Source organism: Acinetobacter sp. V89_4 (assembly GCF_029967875.1).
Taxonomy (GTDB): Bacteria; Pseudomonadota; Gammaproteobacteria; order Pseudomonadales; family Moraxellaceae; genus Acinetobacter; species Acinetobacter oleivorans.
This window is the reverse complement of the sequence record NZ_JASCAI010000030.1, coordinates 84,577-106,206: the sequence shown is the minus strand read 5'-3', so window position 1 is coordinate 106,206 and position 21,630 is coordinate 84,577. Positions and strand designations below refer to the sequence as shown.

The 21,630-nt window shown below is 37.0% G+C and carries 22 protein-coding genes; 18 read left to right on the top strand and 4 right to left on the bottom strand.

Annotated elements, in window-relative coordinates:
- Window positions 1-15 precede the first annotated feature (15 nt).
- The 9 genes from tagF (at window position 16) to QLG01_RS17870 (ending at window position 9,770) form a co-directional block, all read left to right on the top strand.
- Window positions 16-975 carry a type VI secretion system-associated protein TagF gene (gene tagF, locus QLG01_RS17910; protein WP_004793188.1) on the top strand — a complete coding sequence of 320 codons (960 nt, stop codon included), beginning with the start codon at window positions 16-18 and terminating at the stop codon, window positions 973-975.
- 2 nt (window positions 976-977) lie between these two features.
- Window positions 978-1,745, top strand: a complete 768-nt coding sequence (locus tag QLG01_RS17905) for an OmpA family protein (protein WP_282497083.1) — start codon at window positions 978-980, stop codon at window positions 1,743-1,745.
- Window positions 1,746-1,761: 16 nt separating this feature from the next.
- The gene (locus QLG01_RS17900; protein WP_005304032.1) at window positions 1,762-2,025 is read left to right on the top strand and encodes a PAAR domain-containing protein; all 264 of its coding nucleotides are present in this window, start codon (window positions 1,762-1,764) and stop codon (window positions 2,023-2,025) included.
- Window positions 2,026-2,173: 148 nt separating this feature from the next.
- The gene (gene tssH / locus QLG01_RS17895; protein ID WP_282497082.1) at window positions 2,174-4,855 is read left to right on the top strand and encodes a type VI secretion system ATPase TssH; all 2,682 of its coding nucleotides are present in this window, start codon (window positions 2,174-2,176) and stop codon (window positions 4,853-4,855) included.
- 21 nt (window positions 4,856-4,876) lie between these two features.
- On the top strand, window positions 4,877-5,971 hold the full coding sequence (gene tssA / locus QLG01_RS17890; protein WP_174765447.1) for a type VI secretion system protein TssA: 1,095 nt from the start codon (window positions 4,877-4,879) through the stop codon (window positions 5,969-5,971).
- A 16-nt stretch (window positions 5,972-5,987) separates the two neighbouring features.
- Entirely contained in the window at window positions 5,988-7,352 is a 1,365-nt protein-coding gene (tssK, locus tag QLG01_RS17885) for a type VI secretion system baseplate subunit TssK (protein ID WP_005304041.1), read from the top strand.
- Between the two features lie 17 nt (window positions 7,353-7,369).
- Window positions 7,370-8,176: a type IVB secretion system protein IcmH/DotU gene (icmH, locus tag QLG01_RS17880; protein ID WP_004793176.1), complete on the top strand. Its 807-nt coding sequence runs from the start codon at window positions 7,370-7,372 to the stop codon at window positions 8,174-8,176.
- A gap of 12 nt (window positions 8,177-8,188) precedes the next feature.
- A complete protein-coding gene (locus tag QLG01_RS17875; protein ID WP_282497081.1) occupies window positions 8,189-8,809 on the top strand; it encodes a hypothetical protein in 621 nt (206 codons plus the stop codon).
- A gap of 7 nt (window positions 8,810-8,816) precedes the next feature.
- Window positions 8,817-9,770 carry a M15 family metallopeptidase gene (locus QLG01_RS17870; RefSeq protein WP_005304046.1) on the top strand — a complete coding sequence of 318 codons (954 nt, stop codon included), beginning with the start codon at window positions 8,817-8,819 and terminating at the stop codon, window positions 9,768-9,770.
- On the opposite strand, the gene QLG01_RS17865 is transcribed toward QLG01_RS17870, so the two are convergent.
- Window positions 9,767-10,624 carry a LysR family transcriptional regulator gene (locus tag QLG01_RS17865; protein WP_282497080.1) on the bottom strand — a complete coding sequence of 286 codons (858 nt, stop codon included), beginning with the start codon at window positions 10,622-10,624 and terminating at the stop codon, window positions 9,767-9,769. The genes QLG01_RS17870 and QLG01_RS17865 overlap by 4 nt on opposite strands.
- Before the next feature lie 150 nt (window positions 10,625-10,774).
- On the opposite strand from QLG01_RS17865, the gene QLG01_RS17860 reads away from it, so the two are divergent.
- The 4 genes from QLG01_RS17860 to QLG01_RS17845 all read left to right on the top strand — a co-directional run bounded on the left by QLG01_RS17860 (window position 10,775) and on the right by QLG01_RS17845 (window position 14,411).
- Window positions 10,775-11,443 carry an ankyrin repeat domain-containing protein gene (locus tag QLG01_RS17860; protein ID WP_282497079.1) on the top strand — a complete coding sequence of 223 codons (669 nt, stop codon included), beginning with the start codon at window positions 10,775-10,777 and terminating at the stop codon, window positions 11,441-11,443.
- Between the two features lie 16 nt (window positions 11,444-11,459).
- Entirely contained in the window at window positions 11,460-11,942 is a 483-nt protein-coding gene (locus QLG01_RS17855; protein WP_282497078.1) for a nucleoside deaminase, read from the top strand.
- On the top strand, window positions 11,942-13,123 hold the full coding sequence (locus QLG01_RS17850) for a cyanate transporter (protein WP_282497077.1): 1,182 nt from the start codon (window positions 11,942-11,944) through the stop codon (window positions 13,121-13,123). The genes QLG01_RS17855 and QLG01_RS17850 overlap by 1 nt, the downstream gene beginning before the upstream one ends.
- A gap of 130 nt (window positions 13,124-13,253) precedes the next feature.
- Window positions 13,254-14,411: a crosslink repair DNA glycosylase YcaQ family protein gene (locus tag QLG01_RS17845; RefSeq protein WP_282497076.1), complete on the top strand. Its 1,158-nt coding sequence runs from the start codon at window positions 13,254-13,256 to the stop codon at window positions 14,409-14,411.
- A 38-nt stretch (window positions 14,412-14,449) separates the two neighbouring features.
- Here QLG01_RS17845 and QLG01_RS17840 read toward each other — a convergent pair whose 3' ends face one another.
- Window positions 14,450-14,905, bottom strand: a complete 456-nt coding sequence (locus QLG01_RS17840; protein ID WP_005304063.1) for a GNAT family N-acetyltransferase — start codon at window positions 14,903-14,905, stop codon at window positions 14,450-14,452.
- A gap of 111 nt (window positions 14,906-15,016) precedes the next feature.
- Between QLG01_RS17840 and QLG01_RS17835 the strand changes: the two genes are divergently transcribed.
- Window positions 15,017-16,495 (top strand): PLP-dependent aminotransferase family protein, encoded by a 1,479-nt coding sequence (locus QLG01_RS17835; protein ID WP_282497075.1) that lies wholly within the window; start codon window positions 15,017-15,019, stop codon window positions 16,493-16,495.
- 277 nt (window positions 16,496-16,772) lie between these two features.
- Here the strand turns inward: QLG01_RS17835 and QLG01_RS17830 are convergent, their stop codons facing one another.
- Window positions 16,773-17,432 carry an epoxyqueuosine reductase QueH gene (locus tag QLG01_RS17830; RefSeq protein ID WP_151822146.1) on the bottom strand — a complete coding sequence of 220 codons (660 nt, stop codon included), beginning with the start codon at window positions 17,430-17,432 and terminating at the stop codon, window positions 16,773-16,775.
- Between the two features lie 439 nt (window positions 17,433-17,871).
- On the opposite strand from QLG01_RS17830, the gene QLG01_RS17825 reads away from it, so the two are divergent.
- From QLG01_RS17825 to QLG01_RS17815, 3 genes are all read left to right on the top strand, one after another.
- Window positions 17,872-18,165 carry a hypothetical protein gene (locus QLG01_RS17825; RefSeq protein ID WP_005304072.1) on the top strand — a complete coding sequence of 98 codons (294 nt, stop codon included), beginning with the start codon at window positions 17,872-17,874 and terminating at the stop codon, window positions 18,163-18,165.
- A gap of 199 nt (window positions 18,166-18,364) precedes the next feature.
- Window positions 18,365-18,832 carry a redox-sensitive transcriptional activator SoxR gene (gene soxR / locus QLG01_RS17820; RefSeq protein ID WP_151821937.1) on the top strand — a complete coding sequence of 156 codons (468 nt, stop codon included), beginning with the start codon at window positions 18,365-18,367 and terminating at the stop codon, window positions 18,830-18,832.
- A gap of 158 nt (window positions 18,833-18,990) precedes the next feature.
- Entirely contained in the window at window positions 18,991-19,425 is a 435-nt protein-coding gene (locus QLG01_RS17815; RefSeq protein ID WP_151821938.1) for an I78 family peptidase inhibitor, read from the top strand.
- A gap of 74 nt (window positions 19,426-19,499) precedes the next feature.
- On the opposite strand, the gene QLG01_RS17810 is transcribed toward QLG01_RS17815, so the two are convergent.
- Window positions 19,500-20,123: a hypothetical protein gene (locus QLG01_RS17810; protein WP_282497074.1), complete on the bottom strand. Its 624-nt coding sequence runs from the start codon at window positions 20,121-20,123 to the stop codon at window positions 19,500-19,502.
- A gap of 542 nt (window positions 20,124-20,665) precedes the next feature.
- Between QLG01_RS17810 and QLG01_RS17805 the strand changes: the two genes are divergently transcribed.
- A complete protein-coding gene (locus QLG01_RS17805) occupies window positions 20,666-21,601 on the top strand; it encodes a dihydrodipicolinate synthase family protein (protein ID WP_004793151.1) in 936 nt (311 codons plus the stop codon).
- Window positions 21,602-21,630: the final 29 nt, after the last annotated feature.

Sequence of the window (21,630 nt, the reverse complement as noted above, 5' to 3'; positions counted from 1 at the left end):
AAAGGAGGAGCAATAATGCAAACATTAAAAACAACTCCTTTGTATTACGGCAAAAGTCCTGCACGCGGCGACTTTTTAAAAACAAAAGGTCAGAATGCTTTAATACAATTGCTTGATCAGTGGATTACTGAAGCATTGGAATATGCAATGCAATCGGGCAGCTTTAAAGAAGCTTATAACACGTTGCCTTCACTCGACTTCTTTATTGCGAATCCGAAAGAAAATATGTTTTTAGCGGCGAACCTTCTTGCAAGTGAAGATAGTTCGGGTCGATCTTTTCCAATGGTACTGAGCCATTTATTAGAAATTGATTTACCGTATGATAATTTGTTGTATGCGCCCTATAGCTATAAACATGTACTCGTTGATTTATTCCAAAACAATCGGACTTTAAAAGGAATTAAAGATTCCGATCTGTTACTTGGGAAATTAGGTCACTTACAAAATCAAATTCAGGTTTTAACTGAACGCGAGTGTGTGGGTTTCTATGAAAATCATACGATGCACTCATTTGCTCAATTAATGAAACTCAGTATTTATGAGTTAGCGCAAAGTATGATTGGGCTAGGATTATTACTTCAGCCAATTTTACAAAATGGAACCAGTCGCTTAAATAAAGTTTTAATTTTGCCTATTAATAATCCTGCTTACAGTTATGAAATAGCAGCTTTTTGGGTCAGTATTATTTGTCGCTTTTTAAAGGAACATAATACTGAGGTATTGATAGGTTTATTACATCGAGAGCAACCTGTATTGTTCTTCGGTTTTCAAGGGGCTGATATTTTAGCCCTGAGCGATATTTTTACTCAGAATATGGATAGTAAACATTGGGTTTCTTTAATAGAAGCTCAGTGGATTGATACTTATTTGGAGCAAAATGCTGGTTTAGCTACGCTAGAACAATCATTATGCCAACGCCAATTAAGTTTAAATCAAGGCTTAAAACTATTTAGACAGACTTTTTTGGGTGAATAATAATGAATCAACGAAATCAAACTAAACTTACACAGCTCATAAAAGGCTGTTTTATCTATGCAATAGCTAATTATGCTTTGGCTCAGCCTATTGTTGTAGAAGGTGTGGTTCCTAACGAGGCGAGTAAACAGGCCATCTTATTAAAAATGCAATCTGTTTATGGTGCTGATCAGGTAGTAGATAAAATACAAGTGAGACCTGTCGCTGCTCCAAATGGGTGGAGTGATTCTGTTACAAGAGTTATTACACCTGACTTAAAAAAAGTTTCACAAGGTAAATTAAGCGTAAATGGTACTCGATTTGAGTTAAGTGGAAAAATGCTGAATCCAGCAGATATTCAATCTACCATTCAATCTTTTCAAGGGTTAGTACAACCACCATATCAACTGTATTCACAGTTATCAGTCAATCAGGCTGAGCAGAAAATCATTGATGACGCACTTAAAAATCGAATTATTGAGTTTGAATCTGGTAGTGCGGTTTTAACTGATGCGGGTCAAAAAATTCTAGACGAGATGGCTGTTGCCTTGAATAAAGTAGGCGGTAAAAAAGTCAAAATCGTAGGACATACAGATAGTTCAGGTGATGCGACTAAAAACTTGAAACTTAGCCAAGATCGTGCGTTAGCAGTAAAAAACTATTTGATTAGTAAAAGTATTCCTGCCGACCATTTATCTGCGGAAGGTTTAGGTTCATCTAAGCCTGTTGCAGATAATACTTCTCCAGAAGGCAGAAAGAAAAACCGTCGAATTGAGTTTACTGTTCTATAAATATAAGGAGAAGAACATGGCTAGCCCTTACATTACGATTGGATGCCCAACAACTGGTGGAGGGCAAGTCATTTCAGGAAACAGTACATTTTTAATTGATGGAATTGCAATTGCCTGTGTAGGAGACAAGGCGACTTGCCCGTTACACAAAATAGTTGCAACGATTGTATCGGGCGATCCGAATATGCTTGTTATGGGTAAATCAGCAGCACGTGTAAATGATTCATTATCATGCGGCTGTAAATTATTGCCAAAACAGAGTTTAGTTAATCAAGGATAAGGACAGAGATATTTTTATATAGATATAAATATCTACCAAAACATATTAACGCTTGAAATGATGAGTAGTTTGTCTGATAAAGCTGAATTTTGTTAATATACAGGCATTATGATTTTAAGCATTAAATTATTTAAAAATATTGAGAGTAATGATGAGTAATTTAAAAATTTTAATTACAAAACTTTCTACAGTTGCGCGAACTGCTTTAGAAAAATCGGCTAATGCTTGTGTTATTCAACAAAATTATGAAATTGAAATTGAGCATTTATTCTTAGAGTTACTTAATCAATCTTTAGAGAATGATTTAAAGATTTTATTAAAGAAATATAAAATTTCATCTGAAGCTTTGGCTGATGATTTAAAAGAAACAATTTCTCAATTACCGAAAGGTAATTCACGAACTCCTATTTTTGCTAAATCTATTGTCCGTTTGTTTGAACAAGCATGGTTATTGGCTTCGGCTGAGCAAAATCCAGTTATTCGTAGTGGTCATTTATTAGTTGCGCTATTAACTGCACCTGATTTATATCAAATTGCGACTCGTGCTTCGAGTTTATTTGATCTCTTACCAATTGATTCAATGAAACATAAGTTTCTTGAAATTTGTGAGAAGAGTGTTGAACAGCAAGATGAAATAAAAACACCTTCAGGTGAAGCTGAAGCAACAGAAACGACAGTAGCAAGTACAAAAACTGCTAAAACACCAGCACTTGATCAATATACGATTAATTTAACTGAAAAAGCGAAAAAAGGCGGTATAGATCCAGTTATTGGGCGTGAATATGAAATTCGCCTAATGCTCGATATTTTAATGCGTAGACGCCAAAACAACCCAATCTTAACTGGAGAGCCAGGGGTTGGTAAAACAGCTGTGGTCGAAGGTTTAGCTTTAAAAATTGCTCAAGGTTTAGTACCAAACGCCCTTAAGAATGTCCATTTACATGTATTGGATATGGGACTTTTACAGGCTGGAGCAAGTGTTAAAGGCGAATTTGAAAATCGTCTAAAACAAGTGATTCAAGAGGTCCAAGCCTCGGTTCATCCTATCATCTTATTTATTGATGAAGCGCATACTTTAATTGGTGCAGGTGGACAAGCCGGGCAAAATGATGCTGCAAATCTTTTAAAACCAGCACTTGCACGTGGTGAATTGCGTACCATTGCTGCGACTACTTGGGCAGAATATAAACAATATTTTGAAAAAGATGCTGCATTGAGCCGACGTTTTCAGGTTGTAAAAGTAGAAGAGCCAACCGAAGAAGTTGCGGTAGATATGTTGCGTGCGATGATTCCTGTCATGCAGCAGCATTTTAAATTACAAATTGATGATGAGGCGATTGTTACAGCGGTTCACTCTTCACATCGATATATTAGTGGTCGTCAACTTCCGGATAAAGCAGTTAGTGTTCTTGATACTGCAGCAGCACGTGTTGCGTTGACCCAAAATGCCCAACCTGTAAAGCTTGATCAGTTAAAGGCTCAAGAGCATAACTTAAAGCTTGAACAGCAAATTTTAGAAAATGAACATCGTCAGATTCCAATTCATCATGAACGATTAGAATCTTTAAAAGCTAATTTAGAATCTTTGCAAAAAGAGATTCATGAAACTGAAGAGCAATGGAATAAAGAATTAGAACTTGTTCATAAAATTCAGGAATTAGAAGCACAGAATCATTCTAATGAATCTGAAGCTTATGATCAGATTAATTTACTGCGTAAAGATCTTGCTGAAATTCAAGGCCAGCAACCATTAGTATTTGAAAGAGTAAATTCTCAAATTATTAATGAAATTATTTCTGATTGGACCGGAATTCCTGTTGGAAAAATGGTTAATGATGAAATTAAACAAATATTGACGCTTGAAGATAAATTGGGCGAGCGTGTAATGGGGCAAGATTATGCGCTTACACAATTAGTTCAAGGCATTAAAACTTCAAAAGCAAGACTTGAAGATCCTAATAAGCCGCAAGGTGTATTTCTTTTGGTCGGGCCAAGTGGTGTAGGTAAAACTGAAACTGCATTAACTTTGGCAAATGAATTATATGGCGGTGAGCAGCATTTAATCACTATTAATATGTCTGAATATCAAGAAGCACATACTGTATCTTCGCTTAAAGGAGCACCTCCTGGATATGTGGGATATGGTCAAGGTGGTGTTTTAACAGAAGCTGTTCGTCGCAACCCTTACAGTGTTGTGTTGCTTGATGAAATTGAAAAAGCACATAGTGATGTTCAGGAACTATTCTATCAAGTATTTGATAAAGGTACTTTAGAGGATGGTGAAGGACGAGTAATTGACTTTAAAAACACCACTATTTTGTTGACTTCAAATGCTGGCTCAAGTGCGATCATGCAAGCTTGCTTAAATACACCAGTCGAAGACTGGCCGACAGCTGAAGAGTTGATTGACCATTTAAAACCAAGTTTATATAAGCAATTCAAGCCTGCATTTTTAGGCCGAATGAGAGTTGTGCCATATTTCCCATTGCATGACGATCTACTTGTACGAATTATTAAACATAAGTTGGGCAAGATCACAGCAAGAATTGAAAAACAATACGGTACACAAGTCCAGTATTCTGAAGATTTGGTAGAGCTACTTTTAAGTCGCTGTACAGAAGTCGATAGTGGTGCACGTAATGTTGATAATATTTTAAATTCTACGGTGTTACCTGCATTGGCTACAGAAATTTTAGTGGCTTTAGCAGAGCAAAAGTTGCCAAAAGTTATCATGATTGATGCTAAAGATGACGAAATTCAATATTTACTAGATCCAGTTGCGAAAGCTGCTAAAAAAAGGACCAGTAAAAAGTTGAAGTCAGAAGTTTAAATTGAATAGAGCTAAAATTAGATGAATATTGATATTTCTGAACTCCTTGAACCCATTAGCGATAGCTTACCTTGTGGTGATGACTTTTCATTTTCTAATGAATTTCATGAAATCAAAAAGGCGAAAACACAAGATGATCTATTGCTAGATCAAGGCGATTGGGTTGCTGAGCGAAAACAAGCCGACTGGGATTTTGTATCAAATAAAACGAGTGTTTTGCTAAAAGAGAATACTAAAGATATTCGTCTATTAACTTGGCTCTTAGAAGCTTGGACTCATCTTTATGGTTTTGAGGGTATGGCGAAAGGCTTAACTTTAAGCCATACCATGCTTAATCAATACTGGCAGGAAATTCATCCTGTTATTGAAGATGATGACTTAGATCAACGCATTGGTTTATTACAGGGTTTAATTAATCAGTTGCCTGGCTTGTTGAAGAAAGTCTCTTTAACCAATACAGTGCCTTATTACAATTTGCTTGATTACGATAATTTTCTATATCACGAGAACATTCGTCGTAAGCAAACTGAAGAGTACGATAGTCAGTCGGGACCATCGGAGTTAGAACAGTTCGATCAAGCTATTTTTAATACGTCTAAAACTTTTCAATATTCTAATTATCAAGATTTTAGCTCAGTCTTAACCGAGTGGGATGTTTTAAAGCAAACCCTTGACCATTTAATGGGACTCGACTCACCAAGTTTTGGTGCAATTGATTCAGCATTTGAAACCATTCACAGCACATTACGCAAGATTTATAAAGCAGAAGCTTTTGGTACTGGACTTACGCCAGTCCAAGAGCAGGCGACTGTCATCACGAGTTCATCTATGGAAAATCAAGTGCCTGTACAAGTTGTTTCAGATCAGCCTGCTTTTCAGCCTCAAGCTCAAACACACTTGGCGAACCGTGAGCAAGCAATGAAAGTGCTGCAAGAAATTGCGGATTACTTTCAGGCAAACGAGCCTCATAGTCCTGTGAGTTATATGCTTCAAAAAACCATTAAATGGAGTCAAATGCCGTTACATGAATGGCTAGCACAAGTCATTAAAGATGAGCATCCATTACAAATGGTTCAGGAAATGTTAGGTGTGCAGCCTAAAAATGAATACGAATAAAGATTGGTAAAGACATATGTTTAAAGCTGAAAAAGTCCTGTGGGGCGAAGGTTTATTTTTAAGACCTCAACATTTCCAAATTCAAGATACCTACCATGAACAACGCTTGAATCATACGGTTCGTGCGGTCGTACCTTTTTCATATGGTATTCAGAAATTAAGTTTTGATGAGGCTCAATTGAGCACCCATATTCTTGCTCTTGAGTCTGTAGAGATGATCTGGCAAGACGGTGAAATTTATCAGGCGCCTGCATATGATCTATTGCCTGAGCCAATTTTATTGGATGATCTTAATTTACGTGGTGAGATGCTAATTTATTTAGCATTGCCACTCTTACAAGCGAACAAGCAAAATCTAATTGATCAAAACCAAGCGCAAAAGGGCAGATATCAATCTCATCTTGTCGAAACGCATGATCTTTTTACGAATGCTACTGAAGCAGATATTAGTTTGCTACGTCGCCGTGCTGTTTTTAAATTATTGGATGTACATAGTAATCCAGACCATAATCTGGATGGTTTCTTATATCTGCCTATTGGAAAGATTAAACGTCAAAGTTCGGGTGCTTTTGAAATTGACCGAAAGTTTATTCCACCAATTTTGCATGTGGATGCATCTGAAACACTCATTTCAAATTTAAAAAGAACACTGAACGTTATTAAGGCAAAAATTAAGACGATTCAAACCAATAACCGAGAAAATGAACAGAAATTAATTGAATTCCGTTCTGGTGATATCGTTTCGTTCTGGTTAGTAAATGCGTTAAATACAGCTCATGCTGGTCTAAATCATTTTGTGCAATATCCACAAATTCATCCAGAGCGTTTGTTCTTCGAATTATTGCGTTTAGCAGGTTCATTATTAACATTCTCGACGGCATATGATGTCGATCAGTTGCCTGCCTATAAACACCATAACTTACAAGAAAGTTTTTCGCAGTTAGACACGATTCTACGTGATTTGCTCGATACGATTATTTCGAGTCGATACATCAGCATTGCGCTTAAAGAAATCCGACCTTCATATTGGGTGGGAAGTCTTGAGACCGATAAGATTACTCGAGACACTCGACTTTATATTGCTGTATCAAGTAGCGCAATGCAGACACATGAGTTAATCCAGATTGTGCCTTTACGATTCAAGATCGGTAGCACTTTAGATGTAGAACAACGTGTAGTTGCTGCATTACCTGCGATTCCATTGCATCACTTAATTCAAGTTCCAACAGCAATACCAGTACGTTCTGGTGTGAGCTATTTCGAGATTGAACCACATCATGAGCTTTATCAGCGCATGTTAGATTCAGAAACGATTTGTATTTATGTTCCGGCTGGTTTCCAAGATATCAGTATTGAATTGATTGCGGTCATGAACGCTTAAGAGTAAAGGAGAGAAAAATGTCACAATCCACAGGTGCTCCTTCTTTATTTGATGATGGGCAAATTGGAACGGGCGGCAACAATAATAGCCAGTCTCAAGCAAAACTACAGGCAATCAATCTTATTGATTTATTGCATGACGGCTTTTATTTGGTTTTCTTGATTCGAAATCAGTATGTGCCAGCAGACGCTCAACAGTTTCGTGAAAAAATCTTAAATTTACTCAATCAATTTGAGCAACAAGCCAAAAAGTTACAATTTTCAGCCGATGATATTCATGATGCTAAATATGCATTTTGTGCTTTGATTGATGAAACGATCGTAACGCAACAAGACCCAAGTTATTTTAATTTGCAAAATGCTTGGTTAATTAGCCCGTTACAATTGAGCTTGTTTGGTTCTCAGTTAGCGGGTTATCGCTTCTTTGAAATATTGGAACAATTACGTAGCCGTGGAAAAGAGCGTCTAGCTGCTTTAGAAGTATTTCATTACTGCCTTTTATTAGGTTTTCAGGGTAAGTACCGAATCGAATCTACGGAAAGTCTCAACCATTTAGTATCAAGAGTCGGTGACGAAATTGACTATTTGAAAGGGAAAAAAGTTGCTTTTTCGCCGTTCTCGGCCATTCCCGATCAGATACGAAATATTATTCATCGTGAAGTACCTTTCTTTTGGATTTTGATCTTTTTATTGATTTTTGCATTGCTTACCTTTGCAGGGCTAAGATTTATGCTGAATAATCAAAATGATAAAGCATTATCTAATTATCAAAATGTGATTTCTGCTCCTCAAGAGCAAGCACATATTACAATTTATTTACCTTGATGATGGTACGAAATGGCTCAGGAAAAACCAACTTCTATTCGAGTTTTACAATCGAATAAAAAAAAGCCGAAATCACCAATACTTTATATTGTCATTGGTGTTATTGCCGGGGTGTTTGTCAGCATCTCGCTATTCCTGTTCTTGTCTCAACCGCATTCGTCAGAATCAACAGCAATTGAGAGTAAATCAACAGAAGAACAGATTTTAAATCAAGAAACTGCTCATTCTGCTGATGAACAAAATCAGGTTGCTGTCAGTCAAGACAACGAAACAGATTCAATGAGCCGTGATGGCTTTGAACAACCTAAAGATAATGAATTAAGTAATATCTTTAAACCTGCTCAGCATAAGCCTGCTACTTTCAATCAACAGCGAGTTTCTCCATTTGACGAACAGCTCACGGGTGAAAAGAAAGTTCAGGTTGTGCCTCAACTACAGACGGGTGCAGCTAAAACGACTCAACCGAAGGTACAGCCAACTCAGCAAAAGCCAGTGAGTAAACCGCAGCAACAAGTGGCACAGGCTAAACCTGTTGTTGAGAATAAAGCTCCAGCCGAACCCGAAGCTGAGGTTGAACCACCTAAAGCATCGGTAGATATTAAAATTACACGAAGTCCTTTTGCTGTGAATTAATGAACAAATGATGATTTTTCTCATTTTCTTTTGCTTTACATGCTTAGCAATTGGTTTAGCGTTTTTAATGTCTTATGAGCTAAGGACGAGAAGCAAAGATTTTGTTTTGTCATTACTGCCGCAAGGCCGTAAACAGCTTAATCAGGTTAGACAATTTGCTCAAACAATGAATCAGGCGGCTGCGCCTGAAAAGTTGCAATCCCATTGGCATTTACAGCAGTGGTGGATTGTTATTGCAGGTTTTTTCTTGTTTGCCAGTATTTTAGTGTTTGCTTTTACTCGACCTATTAGCTCAACTCGAATTGAAGCTGAATATCTCAAAAAAACAGATCCTCAAATCTACGCGCTTTTGAACGGTGAAATACTATCGCCACCACCAGAAGTGGATGAAAGCCTAATTGAAGCCGCAATTGTAGAGGCTACACAATTAGAGCAACAATATTCTGCTCAAAATAGTGGAACCATTAATTCTTCACCTATTGATAATACGAGTTTTGATGGCCGAGCTATTTTAGATACCAGTTTAGTAGATCGTAAATGGAGCAAAATGAACCCGCGTTATAAGCAGCGTTTACTCATGGTTTTTAAAATCATGAAAGAACAATATGGCTATGAGTTGGTTCTATTAGAGGGATATCGTAGTCCTGTGCGTCAGAATATGTTGGCAGGTAATCCGAACACGACAAAAGCAAAAGGGTATCAGAGTTATCATCAATTTGGTTTGGCAGCAGATGTCGCCTTTAAACGAAATGGAAAAGTAGTTATTTCTGAAAGAGACCCTTGGGCTATGCAGGGCTATCGTTTATATGGGCAAGTTGCTGAATCGGTTGGGCTTACATGGGGTGGACGTTGGAAATCTATTCAAGATTATGGCCATACCGAGTTCCGTATGCCGGGCTTAAGAAAAACACAGGAAATGGCTGAAAAACTGATCGCTGAAAGTTTGAATGAAGTAAGTTAAACACTTATTGACGATTGAAAACGTTCTTGTAAAACAGTTGTCATCTTGTCTACAAGCTGGGAAATGATCCCAGCTTTTTCCCATGTATAAATTGAAACAACCATAGGGAGGACGGTCCCTAATGAATCATATCGACGTACTCGACGTCCACGGGTTGTTGCCACAGGCAATAAAGATAATCCTAAGCCAGTTTCAACACTAACTAACACGCTTTCTAGACTACTACCCGTAAAGGCAATATACCAACGACGCCGTTCGCGCTCTAACGTTGCGAACATCTCATCCCGATAAAGTCCTCCTTGAGGAAAGGTCACTAAACTCATGGGATCAGACCATGTCGTTGTTGAGTTCTCACTTTCAAACCATGCCATTTCTTCTGGGAATGTAGCGTGGTGATCAGCACTGGCCGCAGGTTCTTTGACAATAATGATATCGAATTCACCATTTCGATAACGTTCTGTTAAGTTGCGACTCAAGCCAGAGGTTACGTCTAAACGAATGGAACGATGTTCTTTGGCAAATATACCAAAAACTTCAGCCATTGCTGGACTCATCATATCTTCTGGTAAACCAATACGAATAGGAATACTTCCTGCCGGATCTTTAAGTAGTGCTTCAGCTTCTTCTTGAAGGGTCAAAATCCTTTGCGCATAACCAATGAGATATTCTCCAGACACCGTCAATTTGAAAGGTCTTGCTGTTCGATCTATAAGCGCATGTCCCACTGATTCTTCAAGACGAGCTAACTGCTGACTAATTGTTGATTGAGTCAGGTGTAATCGATCGGCAGCTGCGGTAAAACTGCCAGTTTCAAAAATAGTGACGAAAGCACGTAAAAGGCGAGGATCAAACATGATTAGGTACCGCCACGCTTAAAAGCTGATGAAAAAAAAGTATTCATAATCTTAATAGTATCAATTAAATAATTTAATTTCCAAATACTTTTGGTGAAGCTTATTCTAATTGCAAAATGTTTTGCCATAAATTTCTATTGGGAGGCCACCATGCGTAAGTCACTGATATGGATGAATCTGATTGTCGCACTGGGGGCTTTGGGTTTTACAAATATGACGAATGCAATGGGTGATTATCCTTTACATCAGGCAGTGATAAATAACGACACTCAATCTATCAAACAGATTTTATCCCAAAAGACCTTAATTGATGAGCGAGATGAAACTGGTTCAACTGCTTTGATGGTCGCAACAAGAGCAAATAATGTACATGCTGCTCATATGCTGATAGAGGCTGGGGCTGATGTAAATGCAAAAGACAATATTCAAGACAGTCCATACTTATATGCTGGTGCACAGGGATATTTAAAAATTCTAAGAATGACACTCATGCATGGTGCCGATTTAAAAAGTATTAACCGTTACGGTGGGACTGCGCTCATTCCAGCAGCGGAACGAGGCCATGTCGAAACAGTTCGTACATTAATTGCCGCTGGTGTAGATGTTAATCATGTCAATAATTTGGGATGGACGGCATTGCTTGAGGCCATCATTTTGGGAAATGGAGAACTCAAATATCAACACATTGTAGAGCTTTTATTAAAAGCAGGTGCTGATCCGAACTTGGCAGATAAAGACGGGATAACTCCCTTACAACATGCGCGTTCACGAGAATACCGCGAAATTGAAAGAAGACTTCTGGCAGCTGGTGCAAAATAGAAAGTGAGAGTATGTGATGGAAAAAGGTGAACAGTTTTTACGTAATGCGATTGAGCTTGCCTATAACAATATTGAAAAAGGTGGCAGACCATTTGGAGCCGTGGTTGTAAAGAACGGAGAAGTTATTGCTTCAGGCGTAAATCAGATTCTGACAACGAATGACCCAACTGCACATGCTGAATTACTGGCGATTCGTGCAGCCAGTCAAGTTTTAGGATCTGCCAATCTAGAAGGCTGCTCTGTGTATGCAAGTGGACACCCATGCCCAATGTGTATGGCTGCAATGCGTTTGGCCGGTATAACGTCGGTGAGCTATGCTTATTCTAATGAAGACGGAACACCATTTGGTTTGTCTACGGCCGAAATATATATTGAGCTTGCCAAGCCCTTTGCTGAGCAATCAATGAAAATTCAATATGTACCGATCAGAGTTGAAAACCGCACTGATCTTTATGCGCATTGGAAGAATTATCAAGCCAATCATTCAGGCTCAAAATAATGAAGCAGTCTGGCGTTTTTTTGACTCGTCCCATGCTTGTTGTAACGGTAGCTTTGGTGGGCCTTAATTTAAGACCATTTATCACAAGTATTGGACCATTGATTGCCAATATTCGAACAGCCACTGGCTTAAGCTTACAAGGGGTGGCACTGCTCACTTTGCTACCGATGATGATTATGGGAATCGTTGCATTTGTTGGGCCAATATTGCAAAACTTTGTCGGTGAACGAAAGGCTATTCTTGGTGCATTGCTGACCATTTGTGCGGGATGTGCTTTCCGATTTTTATTTCCTACTGACGAAGGATTAATTCTTAGTGCCATAGTGATTGGATTCGGAGTCGCGATGATACAAGCGGCATTTCCTGGCATGATCAAAAGAGAATTTAGCCAACATATTGGTCCGATGATGGGGCTTTACTCAGCCATGCTTATGGGCGGTGGTGCCTTAGGAGCATGGTTAGCGCCTGTAGTTTCAAATATAACGGGTTTATGGTTTGTTGGACTGGCTTTTTTTGCAGTCCCAGCTTTGTTTGCATTTATATTGGCGCTGGCTTTTTTACCTAAAAAAACTAGCTCATTCATTCATCGTGCGCCTGTAAGAAAATTATTAAACCAACCTCGAACTTGGTTATTAATGGCTTGCTTTGGGCTTATAAATGGTGGCTATTCATCAGTCGTGGCTTGGTTAGCACCTTCTTTTCAAGATCACGGTTGGAGCGCAGCACAAAGTGGGAAATTACTTGCTCTTCTGGCCTTGAGCCAAGCAGCTTCAGCACTCATTTTGCCTGTTTTAGCTAGGAAATATAAAGACCGACGTCCATGGCTATGGTTTACGTTAGCAATGCAAATGATTGGTTTTTCAGGAATGGCTTTTATACCTGAGATCGCCGCTATGCTTTGGGCAATTTGTTTAGGCGTTGGCTTAGGAGGATGTTTTGCATTAACGCTTATAGTTGCATTAGACCATTTTGATGAACCCATTCATGCAGGTGCTTTATCTGCACTGATGCAAGGCGGTGGTTTTTTACTGGCAGCAATTCCGCCGTGGATTATTGCAATTTTGCATGATTTTACTGGGACTTACAAAGCAGGATGGCTTTTTCATTTAGCCAGTGTGATATTGGTTGTTATTTTAGTGATTAGATTGGCTCCCAAAAGTTATTTTAAGATGAGTCTGTAAAATGTTGAGTTGGCCGAGATTCTTTTTATAAAGAATTACTGATGCTAAAGCACAAGCAAATTAGGAAATAGTGATAGGATAGAACTGAAATTTTTCTGCTTCTAAATGAATACAACAATATTTGATTTCTATGACTTCTTCTTTAAAACGACTCACTTTATTTAATCAAGGCTTAGGAAAAACCAGTCGATTTCCAAAAGGTGTGGATGGCACTTTACAGGCTATTGAGCATTTAGGATATGTACAGATTGATACCATATCGGTTGTAGAGCGAGCTCATCACCATATATTGTGGAGCCGAGTGCCTGACTATGATTTAAATCATTTAAATAGTTTGGTTCGTGAGCGCCAGATTTTTGAATATTGGTATCATGCTGCGTCTTATCTTCCTATAAAAGATTATCGCTATGCGCTACCTGCCATGATGTCTGTCAGGAACGGAGAAAGTCGTTATTTCAATAGAGGTGATCAGCACCTTATGAATGAGATATTGGTGCGTGTTCGTGCCGAAGGTAAAATTCGACTGCGAGACATTGATAAGAATAATAAGAAAAATTTGGGAAATTGGTGGAATACAGGTCCAGGTCGCCGTGCTTTTGAGCAGTTATATATGCAGGGTGACTTGATGATCTGTGAGCGTAATGGAATGGAAAAAGTCTATGATTTGACCGAACGCTGCTTACCTGAAAATATTGATTTAAGTATGCCCACGCTTTATGAATATGCGCAGTATTTATTTAATAATACGCTTCGAGCACATGGAGCATTTACATGGAAGCAATTAGTTCATTTAAAGAAAAATGATTTAAAAGAGGCTATGCGTGTTGTGCTAAAAGAGCAAGTTGATGATGGTGTTGTATCAGCGGTTAAACTTGCCGATGGTCAAACCCTATATGTGGATCTAGCTGCAATAGAACAAAAAGTGGAGACTGATTTTGGTTTAAAAATACTTTCGCCTTTTGATAACTCGCTTATTCATCGTGACCGCTTAACTTCTTTATTTGAGTTTGATTATCGGATTGAATGCTATGTACCAGCGGCTAAACGGGTATATGGATATTTCTGTTTGCCGATCCTATATCAAGATGAGTTAGTAGGCCGACTAGATTGTAAAGCACATCGGTCTATCAAAGAATTAGAAGTGATTAGCTTGCATCTAGAAAAAACAATCAAAGATAAAGAGCATTTCTTTTTTGAACTAGATCAAGAGCTCAAACGTTTCGCAGCATTTAACCAGTGCTTAACCATTAATGACAAAGTGATTAAGCTCATTCGTACTAAAATTTAAACACCAAAAGCACTCCAACTTTTGGTGTTTTTACTTCTTTAGTTCAAAGGCATACGATATTCAATAATCCCTGGTTTTTGTGCAATCCAGTCATAAAGCTTTTGTGCTGTTAGATTGGTTTCTTGAGTATGCCAATATAAACGGTCACAGTTGTGTTCAATTGCTTGCTTCTGCACATATTCAATAAGTTGCTTACCAATGTGTTGTCCACGAACTTCGGGTGAAACATAGAGGTCTTCTAAATAACAATAATTATCTTCTGCCCATGTTGAACGATGAATAACATAATGCACAATTCCCAAAACTTGCTCACCTTGTTTGGCAACAGCACAATAAACGGGTTCATTTTCATCGAAAAAGCGTTCCCAAGTCACTTTTGTGACATGAAGAGGTAAATTTACCTGATAAAAATTTTGATAAGCAAGCCAATATTTTTCCCATTGTGAATAGTCCTGCTGTTGAACAGGGATGATTTGAATATCTTGATTTTGCATAATAATTACACTCTATTTTAAAGTAATGGAAAATGGACAACTAGAGTGTAGTTTTGATAGTGGTATTTTTATAAGGTACACTTTTGATATTTTTTACAGTACCAGTTTGTTATGGCAGCTTCGATTTCGGCATCTTTCCCACATTTGATTTTGCCAAAAGGTCAGATTAAAGATGGGCTATATTCGGCTTTGCGTGATGCTATTTTAGATGGAAGACTATCTGCTGGAACAAAATTACCTTCAAGTCGTGCCCTAGCAGAGATGATGTCAATTTCAAGAAACTCTGTATTGGCAGCTCTTGAACGATTACTTGATGAGGGATATTTATTTACCAAACCAAGTTCGGGTACCTATGTTGCTGAGGTTGTGCCAGATCAGTTAATACATGTTCAAGAAAATTCAGAAAAAACGTCTAAAAATAATCATCAATCCTTAAATATTAATCCGAATATTGAAGCTTTATTGGATTCATGGCGAGAGCAGTCGTGGTCAAGTCAAAAGAAAAAAATGTTCCATGTAGGTGTAGGTTGTGTTGATTTATTTCCTCATCAACTTTGGGGAAAGTTATTAAATCAAGCTTGGCGGCAGTCGTATTATCAGCTTGGTCAATTTCACGACCCGCGTGGCTATCTGCCTCTACGTCAGGCAATTTGTGAATATGTTCGCTCCACCCGAGGGCTGAACTGCAACGAAGAGCAAATTATTATCGTAAATGGGATACAGCAAGCTATTCATTTAACAGCCTATGCTTTACTTCAAACAAATGATGAGGTGTGTTTAGATGAACCAGGTTATGACGCAGCTTTTAATATTTTCCGAAGTTTTGGTGCGCAGGTAAATTTAATTGAAAGTGATGAAGAGGGAATGCAAGTCTATGACATTATTCATCGTTATTCAAAAAGCAAACTGGTCTATACAGCGCCTTCACATCAGTTTCCTGTAGGTGGGACCTTAAGTCTCACACGCCGTTTTTCGTTACTTGATTGGGCATCTCAACAAGGGAAGTGGATTTTTGAAGATGACTATAATAGTGAATTTCGCTACGGCACACATCCTATTCAAGCTCTACAAGGTTTAGATCAGCAGCAAAGAGTCATTTACTCTGGTACTTTTACCAAAATGATGTTTCCAGAGTTTCGGTTAGGATTCATGGTTGTGCCTGAAGCATTAATCGAAACATTTAGTGCAGCCAAATACTATACCGATGTTCGAAGTTCTTATTTAGAGCAAGTGGCTTTGTCTCAATTTATACAAAAAGGCCACTATGCTCGGCATGTACGCAAAGTTCGAAAAGCTTGCTATGAGCGCCAACAAGCATTGATTAAAGCTATTGATGAGCATCTTTCAGATGTGCTTAGTGTTCAACCCACAGATTCAGGTATCCATGCAGTGTGTTGGTTAAAAGGTAAGTGGACAGAGCAAGAATTTATTGATCAGTGTTCAGCTCTAAACTTGGCTGTTCAGCCATTATCAAGATATTGTCAGATGCCAAACAAAAAGGGCGCGGTACTTTTTGGCTATGCGGCCCACACACCTAATGAAATTATTGAAAACATTCAAAAAATTGAACAATATTTACAAGAAAAGTAATAGCCTAAGTTTTGTTATTTAGATAAATTTAATCATTCTTTAAATGCTTAAATACGAATTTCTATGATGATCAATTGGTTATATGAAAATAGAGATATTATTAAAATTTTTAAAAGTTAATTTTAATTAATATTATTTTAAGCTAGCACAATTAATCTAACTACATCAAAGCTTATTTAGTACACCTTTTGGCCACATTCTCCAGATGTGGCCGTTTTTTTATCAAAAATAAATATAGTTCCGAATAACTTAATTAATTCTTAAAGAGAAATAAAAATTAATCTTCTTCCATGGCATTACTATAAAACTTAACACCCAGTTTAATACGATCACGCCCATTACCCATACGCCAGCGATTAGTATCTCTTAAAGAATATACACAGCCACAATATTCTTGTTGATAAAACTCTTCTCGTTTACTGATTTCAATCATACGGCTTGAGCCACCGTTTTTACGCCAGTTGTAATCCCAGTACTGAATTTCAGGATAGTGTGCAGCAGCACGAATTCCGCAGTCATTGATTTGCGCCATATTTTTCCAGCGAGAAATTCCTAGCGAACTACTGATGAGACTAAAGCCGTGTTCATATGCGTAAAGGGCAGTTCGTTCAAATCGCATATCGAAACACATGGTGCAACGAATACCACGTTCGGGTTCATCTTCCATACCTTTTGCTCGAGCAAACCAATTGTCAGTGTCATAGTCTGCATCAATAAACGGAATATTATGCTTTTCGGCAAAACGAATATTTTCTTCTTTACGGATGAGATATTCTTTTACTGGATGAATATTAGGATTATAAAAAAATATTGAAAATTTAATGTCTGAGTCAATCAATGCTTCCATAACTTCTCCTGAACAAGGAGCACAACAGGAGTGAAGTAATAATTGATCATGTCCAGATGGAAGTTCTAATTTTAAACGTTGAGTTGACATAATAAAAAAATTAAATTGTAATGCAATTCATTATATATTTATTTTTTATATAATGTGAAATGAATTATTTTCAATTTTACTGTGAAATTAATTTAATGTTATCTATTAATATTTTTAATATTAAGCTAAATATAATGAAATAAATATTGTGCCAAATATTGAAGTCATCTTTATAATTAACCTTAAAGTTATTATTAAATATACTATATGATTAAATAAATTATGGGTAGATTTTATATATTAAAAAATAATAAACCTTAAATATTTTTTGATAAGTGATTGATGTATCTGAATATAATTTTAAGTTTTTATTGTGATATGTGTCACAAATAAACCTTATTTTTTCAATTAAAGTATTTCTTTAGATTTATATCTTTAATAAATTTATACTATAAAATTCAGTGTGTTTTTTTAATTTAAGCGTGTGATAATTTGAGATATGAAAGATTGGCAATGTAAGTATTGTAACGGTTACATTATGGTTAATCATTCAAAGATTAGCGTAGGAGAAAAAGTTTACTTTTTGGTATATAAATTTGATGCAAAGAATGAAAGGAAAAAATTCTATAAAAAGGGAATTGTGATTGCACGTCACGATAATATACTTCACATTGAATCACGTAAAAAAACTTATAAGATCGAGCAAATTAAAGTCTATCCATTAGGCGCCCCAATGCCTTTTGTTTACAACATGTTTTGGATTTGTGGATGTCCGTGTACTCTACAAAACTAATTTTTTAAATTTAACTGATAGCAAGTTATTTTATAGAATGAACTGGATTAATCATCAGATCCATTTTTTTGTCTTTTGCTTTTACAGATAAGAACTATAGCTTGATAAAAGCGGCACATACATATAACAAAACCCGTGTTATTTATTTGACAAAACAAAGACGTACTCTTATAAACCTCAAGTAAAGTTGAGGTCAATTGTGATGAGTGAAAATAAAAAAGGTGACCCTAGTCGAGTTTTGACTGTGGGTGAAGTTGCAAAAAGGAGCGGGGTTCCTGTTTCAACCCTTCATTTTTACGAAGCGAAAGGACTTATAAAAAGTATAAGAACCAATGGTAATCAACGTCGCTATCCCTTAATTATTTTAAGATACATTGCGATTATTAAAGTTGCTCAAAGGGTAGGTATTCCTTTAAATGAGATTAAAGAAGCTTTAAGTCAGTATCCTATTGGTAGCAAATTAACAGCTAAGCAATGGAAGGATTTATCGAGTCATTGGCGAGAAAATTTGGATGATCGAATTCAAAAATTAACTCGATTAAGAGATGAAATGGACTGGTGCATTGGCTGTGGTTGTTTATCATTAGAGCAATGTCCATTAAGAAATCCTGAAGATATTTTAGGACAAGACGGATCAGGGGCCCGAATTTTAGAAAGACCTGAATAGAATAGTTCAAAAATGGCTTTTAATTGGGAACATCTTAATTTCCAATAAATTAAATTTATTTTTCTAGAACATTCAAGTGAGTTTTTTATTGTAAACAAGTCATATGAAACATGAATTTTTTTGATATCTTTAGTTTTTTTAGTAAGAAGCAAAAAATTATGAAAAAAACTATCTTTCTTGGCTTAGCGCTTGTTTCGTTAACGGCTTGTTCGTCTGTACAACATAAAGATTCAACTCCACCAAAAATTGGTTCACCAAACCCAGCTAGTCAATATTGTGTTGAACAAGGTGGGAAATTAGAAATTAGAAATGAAGCAAATGGTCAGGTGGGGTATTGTCATTTACCAAATGGCCAAGTTGTTGAAGAATGGAAATTATTCCGTGATAACCAAGCGAACTGTGTAGCAGAAGAAGCTCAAAAATTAGTGGGGCGATCTGGCCTGACTGATGATCAAATTAAACAAAAAACTAAATCAGAAATTGTGCGCACAGTAGCTCCAGGTCAACCAATGACAATGGATTATCGTACAAACCGAGTTACAGTTACTATTGATCCTGCTTCTAAGAAAATTACTCAGGCAACTTGTGGTTAATTTGTTTAATTAAAGTTTGCTAAACCAAATCTTGAAGTACAAAAGCCTGCATTTCAGCAGGCTTTTTTATGACTTTAATTTTGGGAATAATGAATGACTGGATACTCTTTTTGTTGAGGCAGTTGTTGCAAAGCCTGATTAATTTTGATGAGAAAAATATCAACTTTATCTTGGCTTGGATTGTTGGTGTTGTATGAAGCTCTTTCTTGATAGTTAATTCCACATCCAATAATTTTCATATTTGCGGGATTAAAGCTCCAGTCATTTTTATTTTTGATCGAGATATCTAAATCACTATCACATTCTTTCCAGAGTTTTAAAAATTGATTGGAATATACAGCGGGAGCTTCTTGTGCTCGGTAGGCTGTAAATCCTTGCATTTCAGAGTTAGCAAATTGAAGGAGATGATTGGTGGGCATTCCTCCCCAAAGCATAGCGCTATCTTTTGGTAACTTTATTCCTGTTATATGTTCTTCTTTAAGGGGGGCAGTTTGCTCATCTTTCTGTTTGGACTTTTGAGATTTATAAACTAGTTTTGTTCCAACAGGAACTGTTACGCCTTTGATTTGAGTGATTTGTGTTGTATAGAAATAAGGCGAAGTATCACGGTTACAGCCTGTCGGGTTATAACAGCCAATACAACCACTTAACAATAAAACCGGAAAACTTAAAATACTTAATTTGAAAATTCGATTCATTTTTCTTGTCTTTAATTATGTCTAGAAATTTAATATATCAGCATTTAAATCAATAATAAAAAAAGCCCCTAGCGGACTAGAGGCAGAAAAACATCAGATGCAAGAACAGGTGAATTATGCATCTGAGTTAAGTAGGTTGTATCAAACCATGTAAAGCACTTTACCAGCAAAAATGAATAAAAATAGGGAGGTGCGACTAATGGCTAATGTTTCGTGGTCGTTTCTTAAGCACCTATAAACTCAGATTTAATTTCTATTCTGAGCACTAATTTTTAAATTTCATAAATTTTTTAGATTCAATTTTTTAAAAAAATATGGGATGAATCTTATCTTTAATTATATAAATGAAATTACTATTTGATTTATATGAATTTTTATTAAGTTAAAGAATTTAAAGGGAAAGACTATTCTTTTTGTTGTATATCGTATACGATATATGAAGAATGATTAAGCAGCTATTAATCCCATTCCATAACTTTTGAGATGGATTAACTCGAAAGTACGACTACCAAGAGTTTTATTTGTATTACTGAGGAATAATTATGAGTAATATCTTCACAGGATGTATCCCGGCGCTAATGACTCCATGTACTCCTAACCGTGAGCCAGATTTTGACGCGCTTGTGAAAAAAGGGCATGAGCTGATTGAAGCTGGCATGAGTGCGGTAGTGTATTGTGGTTCTATGGGTGATTGGCCTTTATTGACAGAAGCTCAACGCCAAGAAGGTGTAGCACGACTTGTTGCTGCTGGCATTCCAACAATTGTTGGTACTGGTGCAGTTAATTCAAAAGAAGCAGTTTCTCATGCAGCTCATGCAGAAAAGGTAGGTGCACAAGGGCTTATGGTTATTCCACGTGTACTGTCACGCGGGGCATCACCAACTGCACAAAAAGCTCACTTTTCTGCTATTTTAAAAGCAGCTCCAAGCTTACCTTCGGTGATTTACAATAGTCCATATTATGGATTTGCAACTCGTGCAGATTTATTTTTTGAATTACGCCGTGAGTTTCCAAACTTAATTGGTTTTAAAGAATTTGGTGGCGCTGCCGATATGCGTTACGCAGCTGAGTTCATTACTTCACAAGATGATTCAGTTACCTTAATGGCTGGCGTAGACACTCAAGTTTTCCATGGTTTCGTCAATTGTAATGCAACTGGTGCGATTACTGGGATTGGTAATGCTTTACCTAAAGAAGTTTTACTGTTGGTTGACCTTAGTAAGAAAGCTGCAGCAGGTGATGCAAAAGCCCGTCGCTTAGCACAAGAGTTATCAAGCGCATTAGAAGTTTTATCATCTTTTGACGAAGGAACGGATCTTGTTCTTTACTATAAATACTTAATGGTACTTAACGGAGATAAAGAATATACCTTACACTTTAACGAGACTGATGCATTGAGCGAATCGCAACGTAAATATGTTGAAACTCAGTATGAGTTATTCCGTACCTGGTACCGTAACTGGTCAGCTGAAATCTAAGTAAGTATTCATAAAAAAAAGAGGCTACC